Consider the following 22,812-nt stretch of genomic DNA (forward strand, 5'->3'; position numbering starts at 1 on the left):
CTGGAGGGCAAGAATATTGGCATCAAGGTCAATGGGCGAACCATCCAGTGCCTCATTGAAATCGGCATCCATTTCATCCGGCAACATCCAGTCTGGAAGCGCAGATGGTGCCTCATCGCTGGCTGTCAGCACTACATCGCCACCAGCATACACGGTTGAACCGCCATCTATCGACGCAGTAACATTGTTGGCGACACCATTACCTATACCGGAGATGGAGACGGCAACATTACCTGCTCCGGAGACGCCCATGCCAAGAGTCCGGATGATAGATGATGAAGTTGCTGTTACCTCAACGCTGGTTCCTGCGACAACCGTGGAACCGGAGATCGCAGCACTGATAGTGTTCGTAATTGTATTGACTGCAATTGCCCCACCGCCTGCTACTTTCCCTGCCCCGGCCCCGCCAAAGGCAAGGGCATCGATGACTGATGCATCTGTCGCGGTCACGGAAACTGCTCCGGCCGTTGCCTTAACATCACTGCCATTGGCAATGGATGCGACAACAGTATTAGCAACGTTGTTGACGGAAACCCCGAAACCAGCCGCGACTTTGCCGCCACCTGCCCCGCCGATCACCAGCGTCAGCAACTGGCCGCTGTTTTCTGTCGGGAGATCGACACCAGGCATGTTGGAGTTGATTCCTGACAAGGCGCTGTCATCCGCAGGCTTCGCCATTCCGGCGATGACATTAATATTGCCGGTATTTGACGTAACTTTTGTATTGTCTATGGTTGCGGTGATATCGTTACCAAGCCAGGTAGTCCCAATCGCGGCGCCAACGGCAGCCTCTTTGGAACCGGCAAAACCACCGGCAATGACGATCATGTTCGTTTTGTCGCTGGCATGCACACCAATATTCCCTGCCGCCGAAACATCAGCGACAACCACATTCGGGTCAGCCGATGTCTGCGCCAGGCTCTCGGTGTTGGCTATTTTTGCCGTTACCGTGTTGTCGATCACGTTGGTGGAAAGAGATCCTCCGATGGCTAATTTAGAGGCACCTGCTCCGCCAACCGCGACAGCCACAATAGTCTCTTCGGCTTGTGCACTGACATCGAGGGTCGTTCCGGCAATGACTCTGCTGCTGTCAATGGCTGCGTTGATCTCGTTGTCGACAACGTTGACTCCTATTGCCGCACCAACGGCACCTTTTTTAGAAAAAGCAATGCCACCGGCAACGGATACCAGTGTCGTAGCATCAGATGCATCCACCAGGACAGCACCATCTACATCAATATCACTGGAGGCAGAGATATGACTATCTATGGTGTTGCTCACGACATTGACCGACACCGAACCGCCGACAGCAGTTTTCTCTGATCCGGCACCACCAACACTGACGGTAACCAGCATACCTTTTTCTTTCGCTTCACTGGTAAGACTGCCAGTGGTAATGAGCGTAGAGCCTTCCACCCTTGAGGTAATTTCATTGTCAAGCAGGTTGACGGCAAATGCCAGTCCTATACCGGCACTCTTGCCATAAGCAAAACCTCCGGCCATGGAATAAATGGCAGCGCTGTCATCCGCCAACAGGGATATATTACCTGTCGAGCCACTGAGAGTCGTGCTGCCGAGAATTGCCGCATCAACCTCATTGTTAATATAGTTGACGGCGATCGTGCCGCCGATACCGTAACCTGCTTCACCACCACCACCAGTAGCCACACCGACAGCTCCAACGACGGAGAGTATCATGCCATCGGAAATGGCGTTGACATCAACATTACCGTGATGGGTAAAGTCTGTAACGTTTTCTATCTGGGAGATAACTTTATTGGAGATGTCGGAAAAAGCTATCGCTGCACCAACGCCGGCTTTACCGCCAAAGCCTCCGGCACCTGCGACGATGATAATGTTGGTATCATCGTTTGCTTCCACTTTGATCGTCCCGTTAACCAGGCCGGTGGCATTCCTGAGAGCTGCCTCTGTAACCGTCTCACTGTGCGTGAAACCAACTGAACCACCAATTGCGTAGCCTTTTTTGCCAGTAGCACCAGCAACTCCGGCAGCCAGAGAGACAACCCAGCCATCTCGATCCGCCAGTACTTCAAGACCGGTGAGGGTTAAATCAGCTCCATCAACAAAAGCGGAGGTCGTGCCGGTAACAACGTTAATACCAACTCCAGCTGCAATACTCACAGCCTTCTGATCAGACTTACTGCTTGTAATGGCAACGGAACCGGCCAGCGAAGCGACTATCGTTGCATCATCGGCCTCAAGAGTGAGGCTTTGCGCTTCCAATGAAACAATGTTGCGCAGATATGCAAGCGCATCATCGTGAACATAGTTGACAGTTACCGCACCTGATATAGCATAACCGGTTTTGCCCTTTTCAGTAGTTTTCGAAGCCTGATCAGTAGCGGCAGCGGCACCAGTGACCTTGCCACTGACCTTGTCATTGTCTTTCATTTCTGTCAGGACACTGAGCATACCGGTCTGCCAGTTGAGCAGGTCACTATCCGACTGCGCACTGCCGTCAGAACCCTGGGTACCGCCGGTACCTGCAAAAGGTGTTACACCAGGGTCGCTGGCAGTATTGGAAGGCGACTCTGACGCCGGCGAGCTTTTCGAGCCGGCAACGGCGAAGCTGCCGATAAATCCGCTGTTCTTAGAGGATACGAGGACATCTCCGCCAGAAGTAAGAGTTCCAGCAGCAGCTTCCGTCCCTGTTGTGTCACCAATGACTGCCTCGGTATGGCGCTGGCTGACGGCAACCGCCAGAGAGGCTCCAACCCCTCCAGACTGAGACTCAGTCATAGCACCGGAAGCCGTAATAACAGTCGTGGTATCAGTTGCATGAACAAATATGGATGCGTGGTTGCCATCACTGTCCGCAACTTCACCGCTGCCAACTTCAATTGTCGAACCCTCCGCAATACGGGCCACAGTACTGTTGTTGACCACCGTTCCTCCGAAAGCGCCGTTGAAGCCGAAATTTCCGGCTTCTCCTCCCGAGGTCAGCAGAACAATCGACATCCCTTCGTTGGCGGCATCCACTTCAAGGCTGTCAGCGTACAAAAGCACACCTTTGTCGATGGTTGCACTGACATCATTTTCATACCAGTAGAGACCGGTACTGGCACCAGCGGCAGTTGGTGATGCAGCCTCCGAGAGATCTTTCCAGAAAGTGACCAGTTTTTTGGCATCCATAACCGACAGATCACCGACCATATTTACAGCATGGTTAACACTCAGACCTTCAACGATGACATCCTGGCTCCCCGTGCGAAAGTTGGTGTCGTTGTTCACACCATTCGGGTCCTGGTTAATTTCAGCGCCGTCTTTGATAACGGCATGGGCATCATGGGTGAGTACGACCGAGGTAAAAGCTCCAGCAAGGGCCAGTTTCTGCCCTGTGGCAGCAGCGCTTGAAGAAGTATCGACCAGGTTGCCCATTAACCCGGCATTGCTGTCGAGGTAAGTACCGATGGTGGCAATATACTCCGTGCCAATATTGGCGGCGGGATTACCGAGATCTTCCCAGTCATCAGTTGTAAAATCAGCCTCACTCAGATCAAATTGAGTAGACGGAGTGCTGCCAACATATTTATACCAGTTGCCAACATCACCGTTGCCGGTGTGATTATCGGTCACTTCGACAGTATCCTGGAGATTTACCGTCGTAAGACCTTCGGTATCAGTAGTATGGGTTGCGATCCTGTTCTCATCGAGCAGCGGTGAGATAAGGTTGGCACCCCAGAGCGACAAGGGATCGATCTGATTGAGCGTTGTTGCATCGACGGTCAGGAAGCCTTTGGAGTCAACGTTGGTATTGCCTGAAATGTATGCATCCGCATCATCGTTATAGACGCCGACGGCTATTGCGACAGAGCCACCGAATTTCGCCTGGGATTGTGCCGGATCGGTGCTGGTCGTTTCGTTGGTAACCGACGAACTCGCCGAAACTTTCGGACGGTTGGAAGTGGTGGCAGAGACTTCAATGTAACCATCAGCCTCGACATCGGCATGATTTACCCCGTCACCTATGCGGGCTTCTGCCTTGTTGGTATCAATCGAGACCGCGACTGCACCACCAATATCGTATTTGTTGGTGACCGGCGATTCCATCATCTTTTTAATGGTCTCGTTCTTTTTCAGGAAATCCGTGACGTATTGGCCGGGTTTCTCCCTGAGGCTCTTAACTGTATTATCTTTGTAGACTTTGGTGGAGTCCACCTTGTCTGTGATCTTCTTCTTTATGCCGGAGGTAAAATCATCAATTTTTTTGGAAATACCGGTTTTCTCACCGGGAATTTCGACACTGGCCGAAATCCCATTAGATAACGTGGGGATAAAACCAAGTTTTTTACCACTGACAGCTTCTTTCTCCTGCACGGCCTCAACATCGATATTGCCTGCAACATCGGCGTCACCGTCGAGAAAGGCACTCGTCGTACCATTTTCAACACTGACCGCTACCGCAATCCCAACCTTGCCGTCTTTTTCTGATTTTGTTGACGCCGTTGTTGAATTATGGTCCACCGTGTCGCCACGTACAAACAGATTTTGGCCAACGGTAAGAGTGGCCGTATCGCCAACCTGTGCGCGAACAGTGGAATCAAGGACAGATACGGCTATTGCTGCAGCATTGGATTTGTCTTCTACCGAGGCTGAAACGCTTATCGTATTATCTCCGCTGGCGCGAACAGTAAGGTCTTCGGAAGTGATTATGGTTCCATCAATCACCGTCTCTGAAACAGTGGTGCCAATACCCACGGCAACACCGAGAAAAATACTCTTGGGCGAGGCCTTTACAAGGGTGGTTGCCATCGAGTGCGCAATAAAATTATCGGCATGGATCTCGGCATCTTCCTCAACATTGATCTTTGCAATGGAGGTGGCCACAGAAACCCCTGCGATCAGTGAGAAACCTTCCATTCCTTTCAGGACACCGCCCGCGAGGGATTCGAGCTTATCGCCAATCCAGGTCTCACCAAAATCGATATTATACTTTTCAGCTTCAGCGGTGGCCTGAACAGTGACAGTTCCACCTGTTATGAGGGCGTTGCCTATGGTTACATCCGCTTCATTGTAATCAACATTAGCAAAACCCAGGCCGGTGAAGTCCTTAAAGACATCGGCTGCGAGAAAACTGATATCACCGTCGGCACTGCTTCCCGAGGTAGTAATGGCATGGATATCGGCACGATTGCCTGAGCTGTCTTCGTCTATCAAGATATGATCAGCTTCGAAGGTGATACTGCCCGCCATGGTATTATGATCGGTGCTGATGGTGGCTCCCAGCACATTGATCGTTTCCGCCCTGAAACCAAGATTGATACCTGCACTTGTGATATCATCTTCTATGGTCAGGGTATCATCGGATTCCACCGTTATGGTCGTGCCTGAAGCATCGGGGGTAAAGGTGATCCAGTTGAAGTCTGACTGCTGGACAAAATCTCCGCTGCCGAGGATGACAAGTTCATTGTCAGTACCGCCTCCGGGAGAGACATCAACCTTCTGCGCACCGGTCAGATTGGAAATGTCCACCCGGAAGATATCGTTGCCATCTCCTCCCAGAAGGGTATCAGCACCACCGCCACTGATCAGAATGGTGTCACCGGAAAAGTCGGAGGCATCAATTGTCTGCGCAGCAGCTGAGCCTTCCAGGGTGGCGAGCTCAATGTTCGCCAAGTTATCTGTGCCTTCCGCACCAATAATCAGCTGATCATTATCAAGATCAAAATCAACTCCAGTGGACCGGGATTCAACCAGCCGGTCTTCTGCGCCGGCTCCGCCATCAATTGTATCAGCGCCGGTGCCGCCAGTCAGAGTATCATTGCCGCTGGTTCCGGTGATGATATCACTGCCTCCGCCGCCATCAATCACGACACTGCCAGCGAGAACCGCCGAACCGACAAAACCTGCAGAAGAACCGGTGCCAGTAGTAAAGCCAAGGGCTGCGGCAGCACCTGAGCCATTAATGGAGCTGATAGTGACAACATTGCTCCCGCCGGAACTATCAATAATCTCAATACCACCGGAGCTGTTCAGTGTGGCTGTCAACCTATCACTGCTGTAGCTGACAGCATCAATAACATCCTGAAGAGTCGCAACATTGCTGAGGTCGACATCGACAGCAGTTAAATCGGAGAGAACGATTCGGATATCCGCAGACGCCCCGGCAAATGGTGTTCCATGTATTGTACCACCGGACTCCGTAACACCACTGAGTCCCAGGCCAGCCAATGCATCGGAAGCATTCAGCGCGGAAACGGCAAAAGACCCGCCACCGCCGCTGGCATCAGTCAGCTCCAGACCGTTGCCGTCGCTGTTGAGAGATGCGAAGAGATTGCTGTCAAGATCATCAATGATATCAATAAGATCCTGCAGGGTGACAGCACCGGAAAGATCAACATTGTAGAAAGTACCATCACTCAGGGTAATCTGAACATCATTGCCGGTAACAGTTTCAACCCCGTTGCCATTGTTAAGTGCTGAAAGCGGAGTTGTGGATTCAGATCCGGTGAGATTGACCTGAGATTCATCGGTGGTACTTAACCCATCGCCATTATTGAGATAATTTACATCAGTATCAACGGAGACGCCGTTGAAACCAGATGCGTCGAGAGTGTTGCCAGCAGCGCCACCGGTTATGTCAGCCTGTTCGATACCGGAGAGCGTATTGGTTTCGCCATCCGAGGTGAACAGGGTATTCGTCAAGGTAATAACCGCCCCGTTCTTCGTTTCGATGAGCAGATCAATATCCTCGCCGCCCTCGATACTGTCATTTCCCAGGCCGCCTGTCAGGATATCGTTGCCTGCCCCGCCATATAATTCATCGTTACCGACCCCGCCGATCAGGGTATCATCGTTCTCGCCACCCGAGAGTATGACATCGCCGGAAAAGGTTGCGGCGGTCATAAAGTTGGCTTTAGCGCCACCGGTCAGGTCTGCTTTTTCGATGCTGGCCAGCGTGTTTTCAACTGTGGCACCTTGCACAATTACAGGCACACCGATATTGCCACCAGCCAGACCAGTGTCATCAACAGAAATATCGGCTGCATTTTGCCCTGCTTCGTTGGCCGTAAAGGTGATGATCCATGGTCCCAATGTGTCAGTGAGAACCCCACCGTACAGCGTTGAACCGTAGGTCGTACCGAGGATACCCAGATCTTCCGCCGCAGTTGAATCGTTCAGCGCCGATACGGTGAGATATCCACCGTCATCCGTGGTGTCGATAATATCTATACCTGTCCCCTGGTCATTGAGGACTGCTGTCAGTCGGGCGTCTGCATCGGAAATCTGATCCAGAATATCCTGCAAGTCTGTCGCACTGCTCAGGTCAACTTCAACAGTTGTTATTTCATCCGTGAGGGTAATCTGCAGATCTGAACCCGCGACGGTGGTTATGCCATCCCCGTCATTGAGATCGCCAACCAGTGTAGTTACCGGAACAGCGACCCGAGTGCGGGAAACATTTATATCCTGACTTGCCAGAGAAGTGAGCAGTCCAAGCGCCTGCGCCACGGTCTGAGCATCGGCGTCAAAGGCGATGGGAGCAGTTTCCTCACCGTTACAGGTAAGGGTAAAGGTCCCGCCGGTAACAGTGTCATCAATATTTATGGTCACGGTTTCATCCGTGCCCTCGCCCATATCAAGGGTCGAATCGGTGAGGACAAAACGGCTGTCGTTTACCTCGACCACAGTATCCGTTCCCGCGCCGCCAAAGAGCTGATCATAGCCTGCACCACCGCTGAGGAAGTCGTCACCCGAACCGCCTCTCAGGATATCGTCACCTGCATCACCATCAAGGCTTACACTTCCCGGCGTAAATCCTGAGGCATCGATACTATTGTCACCAGCTCCACCTGTAAGCTGAGCCTGCTGAATATTAGTGAGATCGTCCACCTCCCCGGCAATGGTCAAATTGCTATTGGTCAGGACAAAATCTGCGTCACGCTCCTCGACAATGGTATTGGTTCCACCGCCACCCTGGATATCATCTGTACCCAGGCCGCCGGTAAAGAAGTCGTCACCCAAACCACCGATGAGTGTATCATTACCTTCTCCACCGATGAGTGCCACTCTGCCAAGGGAGAATGCGGATGCATCAAGAGTGTTCACACTGTCACCACCGGTGAGAACCACCTGCTCAATTCCGGTCAGCGTATCTGTCACCCCATCAATGGTCAAGAGAGCATCATCAGTCACACCAGCAATTGCCGTATTGTCAGCCAGCACCATGGAAGTTCCATCCTGCTCCTCTTCCAGCGAGTCGATTCCACCCTCGCCATAGATCTGGTCAACTCCTTCACCGCCAGAGAATACATCACCACCTGAACCGCCCCAAAGCTCATCGGCACCACCTGCGCCATGCAGACTGTCGTCACCTTCGCCACCATGAAAAACATTGGCTTCATCACTGCCGTAGATACGATCATCACCCTCGCCGCCGATAACATTCTGAATCCGCGTGATACCTTCGGTATTAGAGGCTGAACCAGTCGATGCAGCACTGTCACTGTCCGGCGTCTTCATATCAACATAAATGCTGAGATCTGTGAATGCGGAGTAATCCAGGGTGTTTTCCGTACCGAGGCCGCCGTCAATGGTTCCATCCAGATAAGCGTTTTCTTCAAAGACGAAGGTGTCTTTGCCAGTACCACCGACAAGATTGTTGATACCTGAAAGAATAAGGGTTTCAATCCCATCGGTTACTTCAACAGTATCATCAGCTTTTATGGTAAACGTAAGATTTTCAGTAATCGCCGAGAAATCAGCGGTATCACCGCCCGTGCCACCTTTGACGGTTTTCACGGACTGGGCTGAAACCGAATTACCGCTGTCACCCACGAGCGCGGTGAGTCCGGTCAGGGAGCTGAAGGTAAAAGCAATATCACTGCCGCTCAGGGAAAGATCGACAGTATTCTCCCCCGCAACACCATTATAGCTTATGTTGCCAAGAGTATAACTGCCAGCCTGCAGCGTATTGTCACCAGCACCCGCAGTGTATTCCACAGTCTCGATGGAACTGATGAGATCACTTTTCTCGCCGATCTCAAGAACAGCATCATCCGTTGCATCCGTATCACTGAAATCGAAAACGCTGACGTCCTCATCTCCACTTGCGATATACCTGTCACTCCCGTCTCCACCAGTGATTATATCTGTACCTGTGCTTGAGTAAAAGGTGTCTGCCCCGCCGCCACCCGCCAGAGTGTTGTCGTCATCGGATCCATAAACAGTATCGTTACCGCCACCGCCGATTACATTTTTGATATTGCTGAAACTCGCAGAAAACGGACCACCTGACTCAATGGCAGAACCGGTTGCGACGTTGACCGTAAGACCCTTTGTAAACGCTGAAAAATCGAGGGTGTTGTTCCCTTTGTCATCATTGAGATCAACACCGCCATTAACGGTCCCGTTGAACGAAGCTCCATCCTCGAAAACGAAGGTGTTATTACCACCACCGCCGATGAGGGTCTCAATGACAGAGACAGAGGTGGTGGACACATTATTGGTCCCGTCAGTAACCGAGACACTGTTGTTGCTGTGCACAGTAAAGGTCAGGTCCGTGGTCACAGCCGAGAAATCGAGGGTATCACTCCCCTGCCCGGCCAGCTCGACGATGATATCCTGTCCCCACTCGTCTTCGAAGTTATATGTGTCGTTGCCAGCACCACCGATCAGGGTATTGTCTTCCGTAGAGGTCGAGAATTCGTCACCCACGCTGCCACCGATAACACTGTTGATATTATTGAAGCTGATATTGCCGAATTTCCCGGAGGTGAGATCGATAGTAACAGATGAGGTGCTGCTGGAAAAATCAAAGGTGTTGGTGCCAAGATTACCATCCGTATCAGATGTTCCTCCGATGATGGTGCCATCAAAATTGGAGCCGTTTGCAAAAATATAGGTATTGTCGCCCAGCCCACCGATCAACTGGTCAATGCCCTGACCTGTCGAAATGGCCGTAAGAGTATTCGTGCCATCACTCACGGATACCGAGCCATCTGTATTGATGGTAAAACTCAAATTCGCTGTTACCGCCGAGAAATCAAGCGTGTCATCACCATTTCCGGTCGACTCGGTGCAGGCAGCCGTTCCCCAGCCATCCATGAAGATATAGGTGTCATCACCATTCGCGCCGGTCAGCAGGCTTATGCCGCCTGCAGGAGTCAGCTCATCATTGTCATCGCCACCCTGAAGAACGGCACCAGTGGAGGAGCCGGAGATTATGTTCGCCCCGGAGCCGCCGAGAACACGCTGGAAGTTACGGATTCCCTGGGCACCAGTTGGCGAATAGGCTGGCTGCGAAAATGGATCAGCCGCGGGATCCGTGGTAACCGGAGCAGCGGGTAAAACAGAGAGATCGACGGTTACTGTGGTGTCATAGGCACTGTAATCGAGGGTGTTCGTACCGCTCCCGCCATCCAGAACACCTTCAACCTCCGCGCCATTCTCAAAAATAAATGTATCGTCACCCGAGCCACCGGTAATATTTTCAATATATGCAGAAGTGGTTACCGTGTTCCCACCGCCGGAGATAGAGATTGTCCCATCGGCATGAACTGTGAAGGTAAGGTTGTCGGAGACTGCCGAGAAATTAAGAGTATCACTACCGCTGTTGACGTATTCCTCGATTTCGATATCACCCTGGCCGTTCGTGAAAACATAGGTGTCATCCCCAGATCCACCGCGCAGGACATCTCCGTCCGCAAAGGTACTGATGGTGTCATTACCGGCGGTCCCGTCGATGTCAGCGAGCAGACCTGAATAAGTATTCAGGTCGACCCGTTGCCCCAGCGATACGGTTTCCACACTGCCCTGCACTGCTTCAAGATCCCAGTCCCCGCCATATTCCGAGGATCCGGTAGCGTCCGTTGACGCCGCCACATCGGCACCGGTAACGTCAGCTAAACGCTCGACAAAGTCGACACCCGCCTCATTGCCAGCCACATTACATCCGTACAGCAGGATGTCGCCATCTTCATTAAGAGCGGATTTCCACTGGTTGAACCTGTCACTGCTCAGGCTGTCGATCGTCAGGGTGGAACTGCCAAGACGGATTTCGCCCTCCGAACCGTGGGATAAAATATGAATAGCCCCAATATTCGAGCGCCCGTCAAGCGCCTGATCGATCTGCGAGACCCCGTCGGAATCGGCTGTGAGTTCGATTATTTCAATGTTACTGTTCTGGCTGTTCTGCTGGAGTTGGCTCAGCAACTGTTCACTGTCCGGCACCGAATTATCAAGAAAAACAAATTCGGTTACACCGGCGGTCGCCTCCACCATGTTGATGGAGTCACCAGCCGTATCACCGACCGTATCGCCGAATGTTGCCGTTTCCGGCTCAGCTGCAGGCTGCTCTGCCGCTGCAGCACCAGAAGGGGAGACTTCTTCCGCTGATTGGAGTGTGCTGTCAGAATCTTCAATACCTGCGCTCTCTACATCCGGGCTGAGTGTCTGCTCAAGAACCTGTTCAAGTGGAGCCTGAACGTCGTCCGTGACAACATCTCCAGCAGGTTTTTCGATACCCAGGTCAGCAGATAACAAAATACGCGGCTCAAGCGATTCAAACCGTATTTTCCGGCGTGCTTCAACCTTTCCCTGCTGTTTCTTTTTTTGTGCCAGTTTTCTTTGTAGACGGCGCAGCATAGCGACCCCCATCAATGTAATTAAGTAGATCCTGTTCTCTCTTTCACCACAGACATCTATAGAAACGATCTGTACATCCAACTCGTGTAAAAGACGGTGCACCCGACAGACAATCCCGGCCTGATAATCCTGACAGATCCAAATCCGGTATTTTCTTCAAGCCCTGAAACAGGGCAACGTGACAACCCGACAAAACATGTATCCGAACGATCACCCCATTCTTTTCTCAACAATTTCCGCCACGTTTAAAATATTTAAGGGTTTCAACTGGTTCGGACGCAACCTGATCACTCCCGACATTCACTCACCAGCGGTAAACCACTTGTTGAGATTGTCCAAATCATTCGCAGTGAGACTCCCAGCTGCCTGCTTAAGTTGAAGACTGTTAAGAACATATCTGTACCTCGCCTTCGCATAATCAATACTCACAAGAGACACGTCTCTCTCAGCATCAAGTATATTCAAAGAGGTAAACAGGCCGGAGAGATATCCTTCCTGTTTGGTTTCAAGCGCCATCCGGTTCGCCGTCATCGACTGATCGAGCGCATCTATTTTTTTCAGTGCTGTATCAACACCAAGGAACGCGGCACGGGTCTGACGAGCTACCGACCGAGTTTCTTTTGTGAGATCCTGACGGGCAGAGCTCAATTTGTGTTTTGCTGCCCGAACCTTCGAATTGACGATCCCGCCCTGATAAAATGGTATGCTGAGCTGAACCATCACATCATATGTATCAACCACACCACCTCCGCCGAAAACAGTACCGTCTGAATCTTCATTCGTATAATGACCGACGACATCAAGGGTAGGATAATGGGCCGCAAACTGCCGACGCACCTCGTAGTCGGCCACATCAACAGCATGTTGCTGCAATTTGATGGAAGGATTCTGCTCCAGAGCACGTTCAAGCCACGACTCCAGAGAAACCGGGTCCGGGGGGAGGAGAGCGATCTTCTCCCGCAACGGATTAATTGCGGTAACGGGCTCTCCAATAACTTCTTCGAGGGCAACCTTCGCATCGTCCAGCAGGTTGCGGGTCTCTATTGAAATTGCTTGAACAGAAGCCAGTCTGGCTTTTGCGTCATACAGGTCCGTTATGGGAATAAGCCCCATCTGGTGCCTTCCCTGGGCAAGTTCATAATGTTTCTCCACTGACTTCAGTTCCGCAGTGGCGTAATCCAGCTGATCCTGAGCACTAAGCGCCTTGAGATAGAGATCGGTTACGTGCACCATAAGAGCTTGACGGGCAACAAGCAGTTCGGCATCTGCCCAAAAGTTTTCCGCCCTGGCCTGCTGATACCCCACAATCAAATCCCAGTGAAACAATGGTTGAGTCAGGGTAAGACCATAGCTTGTGGTGTCATAATCAGTTTTCCCCAGATCAAAAACATCGTTGTCGGTACTTTCCACATCCTGGGAGGTAGAGGTGTACCCGGCATTTCCAGTTAAAGTCGGCAGCATAAGCCCTATTGCCTGTCTCTTCCCTTCATAGGTAGCCTCCCTCTGGAAAGAGATACTGCGAAAAGACGGATCGTTCTTTTCAGCCAGCCGAAACACCTCGGAGAGGTCTAAAGCACCAGCTTTTTCACACAACATCACACTCAACAAACAGAGTAACAGGGCCATGGAGCACCCTTTTCCAGCAACCCATCTGTGAAATAATCCCTCTTGGTCAGTCATTCCCTCCCCTCCTCAGTGTAAGCGCACCAGTCCATAGAAATGAGAGGTGGTGCAGTCTTGTTAACACGCTCTATTTCTCCGTTGACAGTAAGACGGTATACACAAAATTTGTCTTCAAAATTTTCAAACTTTTATTTGGAATTCCTTCTCACTTTTATCTAATCGAAGCTTTTACATCACTATCATTTCATTATTAATTCGGCGGGTAATGAGATCAACTTTGATTAAGAATACCCCCCTGATAACAGGTCACTAAAGACTTGTATTTTTTAGATTTTAATGCCCGTCAGGTTAATAAAAACAGCCTTGTAGTTTCTGATTTAAAATAAAACAATTACAGAATAACAGAAAGTTAGCAAGAGGACAAGAGGAATAGACACCTCACTGCCGCATCACCCATGTGTCTTTTTTTCATTTTTAAAGTGAAAAATGTCTATCAGGTTTATTTCACATTTCAAAATTTCAAAATACCTGAACTCGTATGATGCAAGTGTATAACCTCTGCAGACAGCAGCGTACTTTGTAAAGAACAATCGGTGAAGGAAGTTTGAATGAAACAGCAGACTGAGTTTCTTGTCCAGCCGAGGTATCATGCTCTACAAGTTTCCCGAAGTAGCTGCCAGGAATTGGTGACATACAATACAATCTATCCCATTTACATTTTGTATTGACCATATAACGAGACTACGTAGACATCTTTTTTGGCGATGACGAATGAGTAATAATTCGTGTTTATCCGTGTCCATTCGTGGTTCCTTTTGTTGTTTGTAACTACGGATGGATAAACAGGATACAAACCGGGGTATAACTTAATAGGAATGGTATTACAGGTATTGATTGTGCGGATCTGAATACAATCCCGCTGCTCCCCCCCGTGGTGACAACATGGTTTTGTATTTATGGGAAAAAACGGGAGGCAGGAAAAAGAGGGGGGCAGGAGACAGGAAAAAGCAAAAGGTCTTTGTAGAGACGACCAATTTGGGCGTCTCCAGCACAACAGACGTTTCTACAATGAAATCAATGTTACATCCTATCCATTCCTCATGGCCAAAAAAAGATGTGTGTTGACACATCAGCGAAACTCTAAAGGCGTCCCGGGTTCCCACGATTTATGGACAGAAGAAGGGCAAAAATGTTTAACTATTGATTCCACAAAAGAAAATTCTCTGGCAAAACATAAAGGAAGTGAAAGCCCGCACTCTCTCAAGTAAGGGCTTTCTCCAATTCCAACTGGAGCATTACACTGGTCTCCAGTTGAAAAGATGTACTGTAACCCTAATACCAGGATTCCGGATATTTTCGATTCTTCGGAATATTATTAATTATAAGAGCAACAGCAAGCATTGTAATTGCCCCGAGAGCAACGGGCATCACAACATAGAGGTAACCGAGATTATGCACACCATCACCACCAATAACCGCGATAAGGGCTGTAGCACCACCGGGTGGGTGAAGAGTTTTGGTGAGATGCATTACGGCAATAGAAGTAGAAACAGCAATGGATGCTGCCAGCCAGGGCTGGCCACCCAGCCACTGGAAGGCTGACACGCCGACAATGGCGGAAAGGATATGCCCCCCAAGGAGATTTCGTGGTTGCGCTAAAGGACTTCGAACAGCGCCGTAGATAAGTACCGCCGAAGCACCAAAGGAGCCGATAATCATCATTAAACCCGTCTCCTCGAGTATTTTGTAATGAATCAGAGACACTGCCCCAAGACCCAAAAAACTCCCTATCCAGGACCAGAAAACTTCCTGCAGACCAACCTGAGGAGGACTCTGGCCGCCACCTTTCATCTTTTTGAGGTAGTTCATACGTGCGCCCTCTCTCCTAAACGCTGATAGGAGTGTGCCAGATCAGTACGGCTGACCAGACCGACAGGTTTTCCCTCATTATCGACAATCGGCACGCGGTTAATCTGGTGTTGAGCAAAAAGAGTCGAGATCGCGCCGATGGTTATCTTTGTATCTGCGGTTATCGGTGGTGTTGTCATAATAGATCCAACCGTCTTGTTGTGTAATTTATGTATCATACAACTTTTACTGTTCAAGCAGTGAACGGCCAGTTGCATAAAGGAAGGTGTAACACCAAATCCCATCTCTTTAAGAAAATCTTTTTCGGATACCACCCCCACTATTCTGCCCTGCTGACCGACGACCGGGCACCCGGAAATGTGTTTTTCAGCCAGCAGCTCTGCCACCTCAACAAGGGGCATTTCCTGGTCTACAAAAATCACAGGCACGGTCATGATCTTCTCCGCAGTAAGGCTGCTTAAGAGGCGATCTCTCGCAAAGGTACAGGCGAATTGATACACTGCCTTAAAATCACCAGGGGTAATATCTATATAGCCTGGGATATGTTTCATTGCCTCAATCACATCATGCTCGGAAATATCTACCGAAATAAAATCGGCAGGATGTATTTCTTTCATTCTCCTCCTCCTTTATGGTGCCGTAAAAAATGGCTCAGACAAAAACAAAAACGACCTACCCGCTTTTAAGCAGGTAAGTCGTTAATATATTGGTGCCCCCGGGCGGAATCGGACCGCCGACACCAGGATTAGGAATCCTGTGCTCTATCCCCTGAGCTACGAGGGCGTATATTCATCAAATGTAGGTTTTTATAACCGTAAATTCTACAGCTTGCACCCTATTTTTCAAAAAAAGAGAGACTCTCCGTCCTTGAGTTCTGTTTCGGGCCAGACGACCTCTGTGGTTGAACTGTTGACTACACAGTTGCGTCCGATGCGAAATCCCTCCGGGATAACGACATCCTGGCCTATCAGGCTGATGCCGGAATAAAGATGATCCGGTTTGTAACGGTTAACACATGTATAGTTCGTTCCGGCACCTACAACAGCGCCCGCCCCAACTTCAACCCTCTTGTCGATGATAGCGAGATCGATATGGGCACCTTTGCGAATAATACAGTCTTCAAAAATAATCGAACCTTCAATCTCCGCACCCTCTTCTACCACAACACCGGGGGACAACACAGAGTTATGCACCTTTCCATCAATTTTACAACCGCCGGAGATAAGTGCTGTATCCACAGCTGCCTTTGAGCCAAGACGTGCCGGCGGTCGATCTGCATAATGCCTGTCACTGTGCACATTGCTATGAATATCCCAGTCCTGCGGAGAGATTCCGTTACGATGCAGGACGTCCATATTGGCCTCCCAATAGGCTTGAATTGTTCCGACATCGCGCCAGTAACCATAGAAGGGATAGGCAAAAACATTATCCTGAACAATCGCCCTCGGCAAAATGTCAGCTCCGAAATCAAGTTCGGAAGGGTTTTCCTTCAGCGTTTTAATAAGATATTTATAGTCGAAAACATATATCCCCATGGAGGCCAGATTGGTCTTCGGCTTTTTCGGCTTCTCTTCCCAGTCGATAATGCGATTGTTATCATCAATTATACCTGCACCAAACTGATGAATTTCACTGCGTGGGACGATCATCATACCAATGGAAAAATCAGCTTTCTTTGATCTGTGAAAGGCGATCATGGCATTAAAATCCATACGGTAAATATGATCACCCGAGAGAATTATCACTTCCCGTACCGGATGAGCCTCCAGATAGTCAAGATTACGGCGCACTGCGTCCGCCGTCCCCTTGTACCAGTCCGACTCTTTTTCCCCCGTTCTTGGCGGCAGAATGCTGATACCCCGGTCCCGCCCGATAAAGTCCCATGGTTCCCCGTCCGCAAGATGCCTCATCAGTGAGAGCGGTTTATACTGGGTGAGGACTCCCACCTGCGAGAGTCCCGAGTTCATAACATTACTCAGGGCAAAGTCAATAATCCGATACAACCCGCCAAAAGGAACAGCCGGTTTTGCCCGCTTCTGCACAAGAATATTCAAGCGACTGCCAACGCCACCTGCGAGTATGAGAACCAGTGCATCGTTACCTTTCATTCCAGCACCTCCCCTGCGGCAACATCTTTGTGCCACCGATTGGCAGCGAGCTGTGGATTGATGGTAGCCCCTGCTCCGATTACAGTTTCCAGCGGAATCACATTATTCCAGCCAACAACTGTTACCTCAGCCGTTTTGTAGTCCCCTGTGGTACCGACAGTGCAGTTTCGTCCAAAACGATTATTCACATCGGAAACCACCTTGTTCAGATGACAATTTTCGCCAATGATATTGCCGAAGAAAAGAACCGAATTTTCAACGACAGCACCCTTTTTTATCTGTACACCGGGAAAAATAATCGAATTGCGAACTGTACCGTAAACCTCACTGCCGTTGTATATCATCGTGTTCGTAGCGATCCCGCCTTCAGCAATCAGAGTCGGGCCGTTGTCGCGGATACGACGATGGTTGAGATTGGTGCGAAAAACCCATTTTTCAAGATCTATGGGAGGGTTATCACCGAGCATATCCATATTCGACTGCCAATACTCATTGATAGTTCGGGTGTAGCCCCAGTATCCGTTAAATTTATACCCATATATTTTGCGATTACTCTGCAGCAGAGCAGGAATAATTTCTCGCCCGAAGTGATGCCAGTCTTGATCCTGCGCCTTTTGCAGCACCTCGTAGAGGATCTCTGGTTTAAAACAGAAAATTGACATTGAAGCCCAGTTACTTTCAGCTTCGGCTGATTTTTCCCAGAACTTCGTCAACCTTCCACCTGTCTCACCATCTGCATCGTCGAGCATGCCAATGCCAAAGCGCCCAACCGCATCCTTCGGCACGCGGGTGAAGGCCATTGTGATATCGGCATCTTTCTCCCGGTGATAATTCAACAGCTGCTGATAATCCATGTTGTAAATGTGATCACCAGAGAGAATCAGAACCTCTTCAGGATCGTTATATTGAACGTAATCGAGATTTTTATAGATGGCATCTGCGGGACCGCGATACCAGCCCTCATTATTTGCCCCCTGGTATGGTGGCATAACCAGGACCTGACGATCACGCCCGATCATATTCCAGGCAGCACCTGTACCAATATGGTTAATGAGAGAGAAACTGCGATACTGACTCAGGATAGAAACCTGCCAGATCTCCGAGTTCATGAGATTACTCAAAGAAAAGTCAATAATTCGTCCAAAGCCCCCGAAAGGAACGGCAGACTTTGGACGGTGGTGGGTCAGAACATTAAGTTCATCAACACGACCGCCAGCCAGAATCATTGCAAGCGTTGAAGACCTGGGCATAAAATAACCTCGTTTGCTGTGGTAAAGACTTCAGGGTACCTTGAATAATCAGTCTTTCGCCCATCTATCTTCTTCGTTACAGTCAAAAATTTATCCTCGGAGGTACGTGCCAGACTCCTATATCAAAGTCATAGGCGGTACATTTCCACCTGTGTTCAGATACTGACGAGTACACAGAGTTTACTTTTCTTTCAGACTGGCAGTATACGGTAATTCCAAAAGACGGGCAAGGTAAAGCCTGGAACCCTTTGACAATGTGGATATGGTTCATAAATACAGATATTCTTTTTTCAGTTACGGCTTTTTCGCTTCAATATGTCTCATGATAAAACGCTTCAATGTCTCCGTGGTAAATTCTTTATCACCGAGTTCAAGGTTCTTTAATGGGACCTCTGCGCGAGCTGCACCTTTGTGTCCACCTGCAGAACCAAGCTCACCAAAACTTCGTTCGGCAATTCTTCCAGCATTTTTACGATAACCATCACAGCGAAAAATAACGACCAGCTTCTCACCGTGAATCCCGGAGACAAAGACCCAGTCAATTTCTCCGACATGGTTAAGAAAGTCAGCAACAATAACGAGCACATCGGGACTGCGCACCTTACCAACATGGGTGTAATATCGACCTTTCGAGTATTTAAGAGCGTCGAGCGCCTGAGCAAAATATTTCAATTCGGAACGGCGCAGATCGGTCAATTCGAACTTGCGGACCAGGTCGCGGTTGGCAATGGTGAAGAGGTAACGAAAGGCAACCCCGTCAGCCAGCAGTGACTTCTGTTCAAAGTTCTGCGTATCGACCTTAATACCATAAAAGAGTGCTGTGGCAAGGGCGATACTCGGTTTGAGGCCAGCCGCACGCAGATATTCAACCATCATGGTGGAAGTAGCACCATAGTCAGGACGAATATCCACGAAACTGGATTCGCTCCATTCCCCCCCCAGGGGATGGTGATCTATGATAGCGTTAAAGTGGAGTTTTTCAAAAACAGGAAGATGGTGCGGCTGGGAATCCACCATCACCCGTTTTGAGTAGTCATCGGGTTTTACATCTTTCAGGCGAACGAGAGGAATTTTCAACCGGTCAACCATCGACTGATTGTTCACCCGGCGAATCTCATTGGGGTGAGCAATGGTAACGCTTTTCGCTTTATAACGAAGAAGTTTTTTGACTGCCAGCGCTGCCGCAAGGGCATCGGGGTCCGCATTGATCACCACGAGGACAGTATCTTCTTTTTCAAAAATATCCCAAAAGGCAAGAAGTCGATTTTTCGCCGTTTTTAGAGAAAGTTGGCTGCAACTTTTCTGCAGTTCCGTTTCGCAAGCATGTTTTTTTATACTCATTTTTCACAGACAAAAACCCCACTCCCACACTGAATAATTCCAGAGATCAAAATCACTGTCCTGTGCCGAATTCCCGCCGACAGAGACGTCGGAGGATAAAGAAGGGTCTTGTTCCTCGTTCAGAGATATTCCGCAGACCGGAAGCCAAAAAAAAGCGGAACAATTAAGAGAAAACAAGAGGTTAAGTAACACTTCCGGCTCCAGTCTTCTCCGTAAAATCTCTTAGAAATTACACGCTGAGGGCAGGAATTGCAAGTCTGGCCCTTAATGAACAACCGCAGCAGAAGACTCTCGCCGGGATCAACGAAGAAAATACACAGCTGAAAAAGACATGCCCGGCCAGCCATTTTACTTTTTTTGCTACTTGCCTCGCGCTCCAATGCTGAGTAAAACTGTTGCACAAATTTTATCCATGAGATTTCTTGAAGATATCACCCTGCTGCCAACCGTTACACACTGTAAATAAAAGCACCGGTTGATAAATATTGCGAACTTTTCTTCCCGGACTCTCAAAATATGGCCTTCAATCATGTATACACTTTTTGCAGTTGCCCTTGGCGGCGCCCTCGGCGCAACAAGTCGCTATGGTATGGACAAACTTGTAACTCGGCTGGTGCCGGTTGAATTCCCGCTGGGCACCCTTGTCGTCAACCTGCTTGGTTGTCTGTTGATTGGTCTGCTTTGGGGAATTTTTGACCGTATTCCCATCAGCAATCACTTCCGCCTTTTTCTCTTTACTGGTTTTCTCGGCGGTTTGACAACTTTTTCAACGTATGCCCGTGAATCCGAACAATTTTTTCGAATTGGTGAGGGGCTGAACGGAATTCTCTATATGACGATCAGCAACATTTTTGGAATTGGCATGGTTACACTCGGCTTTTTCATCTGCTCCAAAATCCTCCGTTGAAGGCAGGACTTTGACCTACAGGTATATTTGTGAATCTGCTCAATCGTTATCTCTTCGGCCAGTTTATTCGTTACTTTTTTACCGTAAACATGGCCTTTGTCTCCATCTGGCTGCTCATCGACTTTTTTGAAAAAGGCGATGATTTCAGTAATGCCGGGAAATCGCTGTCGATATCATTGACCTATTTTGTGCTGACCATCCCTTCCATCATGGACCAGCTCGGCCCGGTATTTATTCTTCTTGCCGGAGTAATTACGCTCGGCATACTCAACCACAGCAATGAGTTGACTGCACTGAAAGCAGGTGGACTTCCGCTGAAAAAAATCATTCAGCCGATCATTTTTGGTGGTCTTCTTCTCACCACGATCTACCTCGCCGCTGCCCAGTGGCTGCTGCCGGTCACCGTCTCTGCTACCAACAATATCTGGTATCAGGAACTCAAAGGAAAGGTCCCTCTGGGGATTGTACGCAATGGCCGTTACTACTACCGCGGAGCAGAGGGCTTCTACTCCTTTGCCTGGCCGAATCCAAAGCAGTATGTCTTTAATAACTTCTCCTATTCGACCTGGGACAAAGAGTATAACCTGAATAAACTGATCACAGCGAAATACGCCTTCTGGCATGCCGAACAACATAAATGGGAACTCCACGGAGGACAGATACAGCTTCAGCAGCTTGACCACAGTTACAAAATCGACGATTTTCGCCTCAAAAAGTTTACCTTCAACGAAACACCGGCAGACTTCCTCGTGCCAGTCAACAAGGCTGCCGAATACTCACTCACCGATCTTTTCTGGGAGACGGAGCGTGCCAGAACTCCCAACGAAAAGCATATAGCGTGGACCTCCTTTCTCGGCCGTATCTCCTTCCTGCTTCTTGGAATGCCGCTGCTGCTGCTGGGACTGCCCATCCTGCTCTATTCATACCGGAAATGGGGACGGGATCTCTCGGTGGCAATCCCGGTGAGTTGCGGTTTGGCCTTTTTTGCCTGGGGACTGTGGGGCGCATTGCAGTCGCTGTCGATAGCCGGCTATATTCCCCCATGGTTTGCAGCAAGTGCACTGCATATTCTCTTTACTCTCACAGGAGTTTATCTGCTGAAAAAGAACGACAGGTAGAACGAATCTCTTGAGGGCTGCCTTGATAAATGGGGTCATAAAAAAAGGGAAGAGAGTCCATTGGTGGACTCTCTTCCCTTTTTTTGTGACCCTTATGAAGGGTTTTTATTCTGCGGCTTTCACTGGAGTTTTTTCAGCAGCAGCTTCTACTTTACTTGCAGCAGCCTCTACTTTACTGGCGGCAGCCTCTACTTTTTCTGCGGCGGCTTTTGCCTGTTCGGCAACATCCGGAGTGGCCGGAGCTGCCTCAACTTTTTTCTCCACTTTAGGGGCATCAACTTTCAAGAGTTCAACATCAAATACGAGTACTGAATTCGGCTCAATGACAGGGGGAACTCCCTGCTCACCGTACGCAAGCTCAGAGGAAATAACGAGATGCATCTTCATCCCGGGATTCATCAACTGCATGGCTTCGGTCCAGCCGGGGATAACACGGTTTACCTGAAATTGGGCAGGCTTACCATGTTTGTCAGTACTGTCAAAGACAGTTCCATCAACAAGAGTACCTGTGTAATTCACTGTTACCGTATCTTCTGGTTTTGCTTTGGGACCTTTTCCTTCTTTGACAATCTTGTACTGCAGACCACTTTCGGTTACAACAACACCCTCTTCTGCCTTATTTTTCTCAAGGAAGGCTTTCCCGGCAGCAAGGTTGTCCTCTTTCATTTTTTCAAATTCGGCAATCTGTTTAACCTGCATCTGTTTGGCAAAGGTCTCTTTGACTTGCAGCATCTCATCTTTGCTCATAAGCGGTTTTTCCCCTTTCAGGGCCATCTCGGCGCCATTAAAGAGAATCTCCGATTTAATCCCGGCATCAAGACTCTTGAGATAACTCCCCATTTCATAGCCGAGGCTGTAGCTCAGCTGATCTGCAAAATCTTTTGGCCCGTCGGCACCCATGGCCGGAACAGCAATGGTCATGCTCAACAGTACTGTTACCAGATATTTTTTCATTGTATTCTCCTTTAAATTGTTCCCTGTTCGGGATA

The 22,812-nt window shown here is 49.4% G+C and carries 10 protein-coding genes and 1 tRNA gene (1 of these 11 running past the window's edge); 2 read left to right on the plus strand and 9 right to left on the minus strand.

The window, feature by feature from the left end; translation table 11 throughout:
* The 8 genes from JWG39_RS03060 to JWG39_RS03095 all read right to left on the minus strand — a co-directional run.
* On the minus strand, positions 1 to 11,709 hold the 5' end (the start) of the coding sequence (locus JWG39_RS03060) for a DUF4347 domain-containing protein (RefSeq protein ID WP_205217894.1). Its footprint begins 17,715 nt before the window's first position; only the first 11,709 of its 29,424 coding nucleotides appear in the window; the start codon lies at positions 11,707 to 11,709; its stop codon lies off the left edge, out of view.
* Positions 11,710 to 11,907: 198 nt separating this feature from the next.
* A complete protein-coding gene (locus tag JWG39_RS03065; protein WP_205217895.1) occupies positions 11,908 to 13,287 on the minus strand; it encodes a TolC family outer membrane protein in 1,380 nt (459 codons plus the stop codon).
* A gap of 1,275 nt (positions 13,288 to 14,562) precedes the next feature.
* Positions 14,563 to 15,099: an HPP family protein gene (locus JWG39_RS03070; protein ID WP_205217896.1), complete on the minus strand. Its 537-nt coding sequence runs from the start codon at positions 15,097 to 15,099 to the stop codon at positions 14,563 to 14,565.
* Positions 15,096 to 15,716 (minus strand): CBS domain-containing protein, encoded by a 621-nt coding sequence (locus JWG39_RS03075; RefSeq protein ID WP_205217897.1) that lies wholly within the window; start codon positions 15,714 to 15,716, stop codon positions 15,096 to 15,098. The genes JWG39_RS03070 and JWG39_RS03075 overlap by 4 nt, the downstream gene beginning before the upstream one ends.
* 90 nt (positions 15,717 to 15,806) lie before the next feature.
* Positions 15,807 to 15,882: transfer RNA gene (locus JWG39_RS03080), tRNA-Arg, on the minus strand.
* A 59-nt stretch (positions 15,883 to 15,941) separates the two neighbouring features.
* Complete coding sequence (locus JWG39_RS03085; RefSeq protein WP_205217898.1) at positions 15,942 to 17,207, minus strand: glucose-1-phosphate adenylyltransferase family protein; 1,266 nt, start codon at positions 17,205 to 17,207, stop codon at positions 15,942 to 15,944.
* Complete coding sequence (locus JWG39_RS03090; RefSeq protein WP_205217899.1) at positions 17,204 to 18,457, minus strand: glucose-1-phosphate adenylyltransferase family protein; 1,254 nt, start codon at positions 18,455 to 18,457, stop codon at positions 17,204 to 17,206. The genes JWG39_RS03085 and JWG39_RS03090 overlap by 4 nt, the downstream gene beginning before the upstream one ends.
* Before the next feature lie 294 nt (positions 18,458 to 18,751).
* Positions 18,752 to 19,798: a DHH family phosphoesterase gene (locus JWG39_RS03095; RefSeq protein ID WP_205217900.1), complete on the minus strand. Its 1,047-nt coding sequence runs from the start codon at positions 19,796 to 19,798 to the stop codon at positions 18,752 to 18,754.
* A 529-nt stretch (positions 19,799 to 20,327) separates the two neighbouring features.
* Between JWG39_RS03095 and crcB the strand changes: the two genes are divergently transcribed.
* Positions 20,328 to 20,705: a fluoride efflux transporter CrcB gene (gene crcB, locus JWG39_RS03100; protein WP_205217901.1), complete on the plus strand. Its 378-nt coding sequence runs from the start codon at positions 20,328 to 20,330 to the stop codon at positions 20,703 to 20,705.
* Positions 20,706 to 20,734: 29 nt separating this feature from the next.
* Complete coding sequence (locus JWG39_RS03105; protein WP_205217902.1) at positions 20,735 to 21,823, plus strand: LptF/LptG family permease; 1,089 nt, start codon at positions 20,735 to 20,737, stop codon at positions 21,821 to 21,823.
* 105 nt (positions 21,824 to 21,928) lie between these two features.
* On the opposite strand, the gene JWG39_RS03110 is transcribed toward JWG39_RS03105, so the two are convergent.
* Positions 21,929 to 22,777 carry an FKBP-type peptidyl-prolyl cis-trans isomerase gene (locus JWG39_RS03110; RefSeq protein ID WP_205217903.1) on the minus strand — a complete coding sequence of 283 codons (849 nt, stop codon included), beginning with the start codon at positions 22,775 to 22,777 and terminating at the stop codon, positions 21,929 to 21,931.
* Positions 22,778 to 22,812 lie beyond the last annotated feature (35 nt).

It is taken from the genome of Desulforhopalus vacuolatus, from assembly GCF_016918505.1.
Lineage (GTDB): Bacteria > Desulfobacterota > Desulfobulbia > Desulfobulbales > Desulfocapsaceae > Desulforhopalus > Desulforhopalus vacuolatus.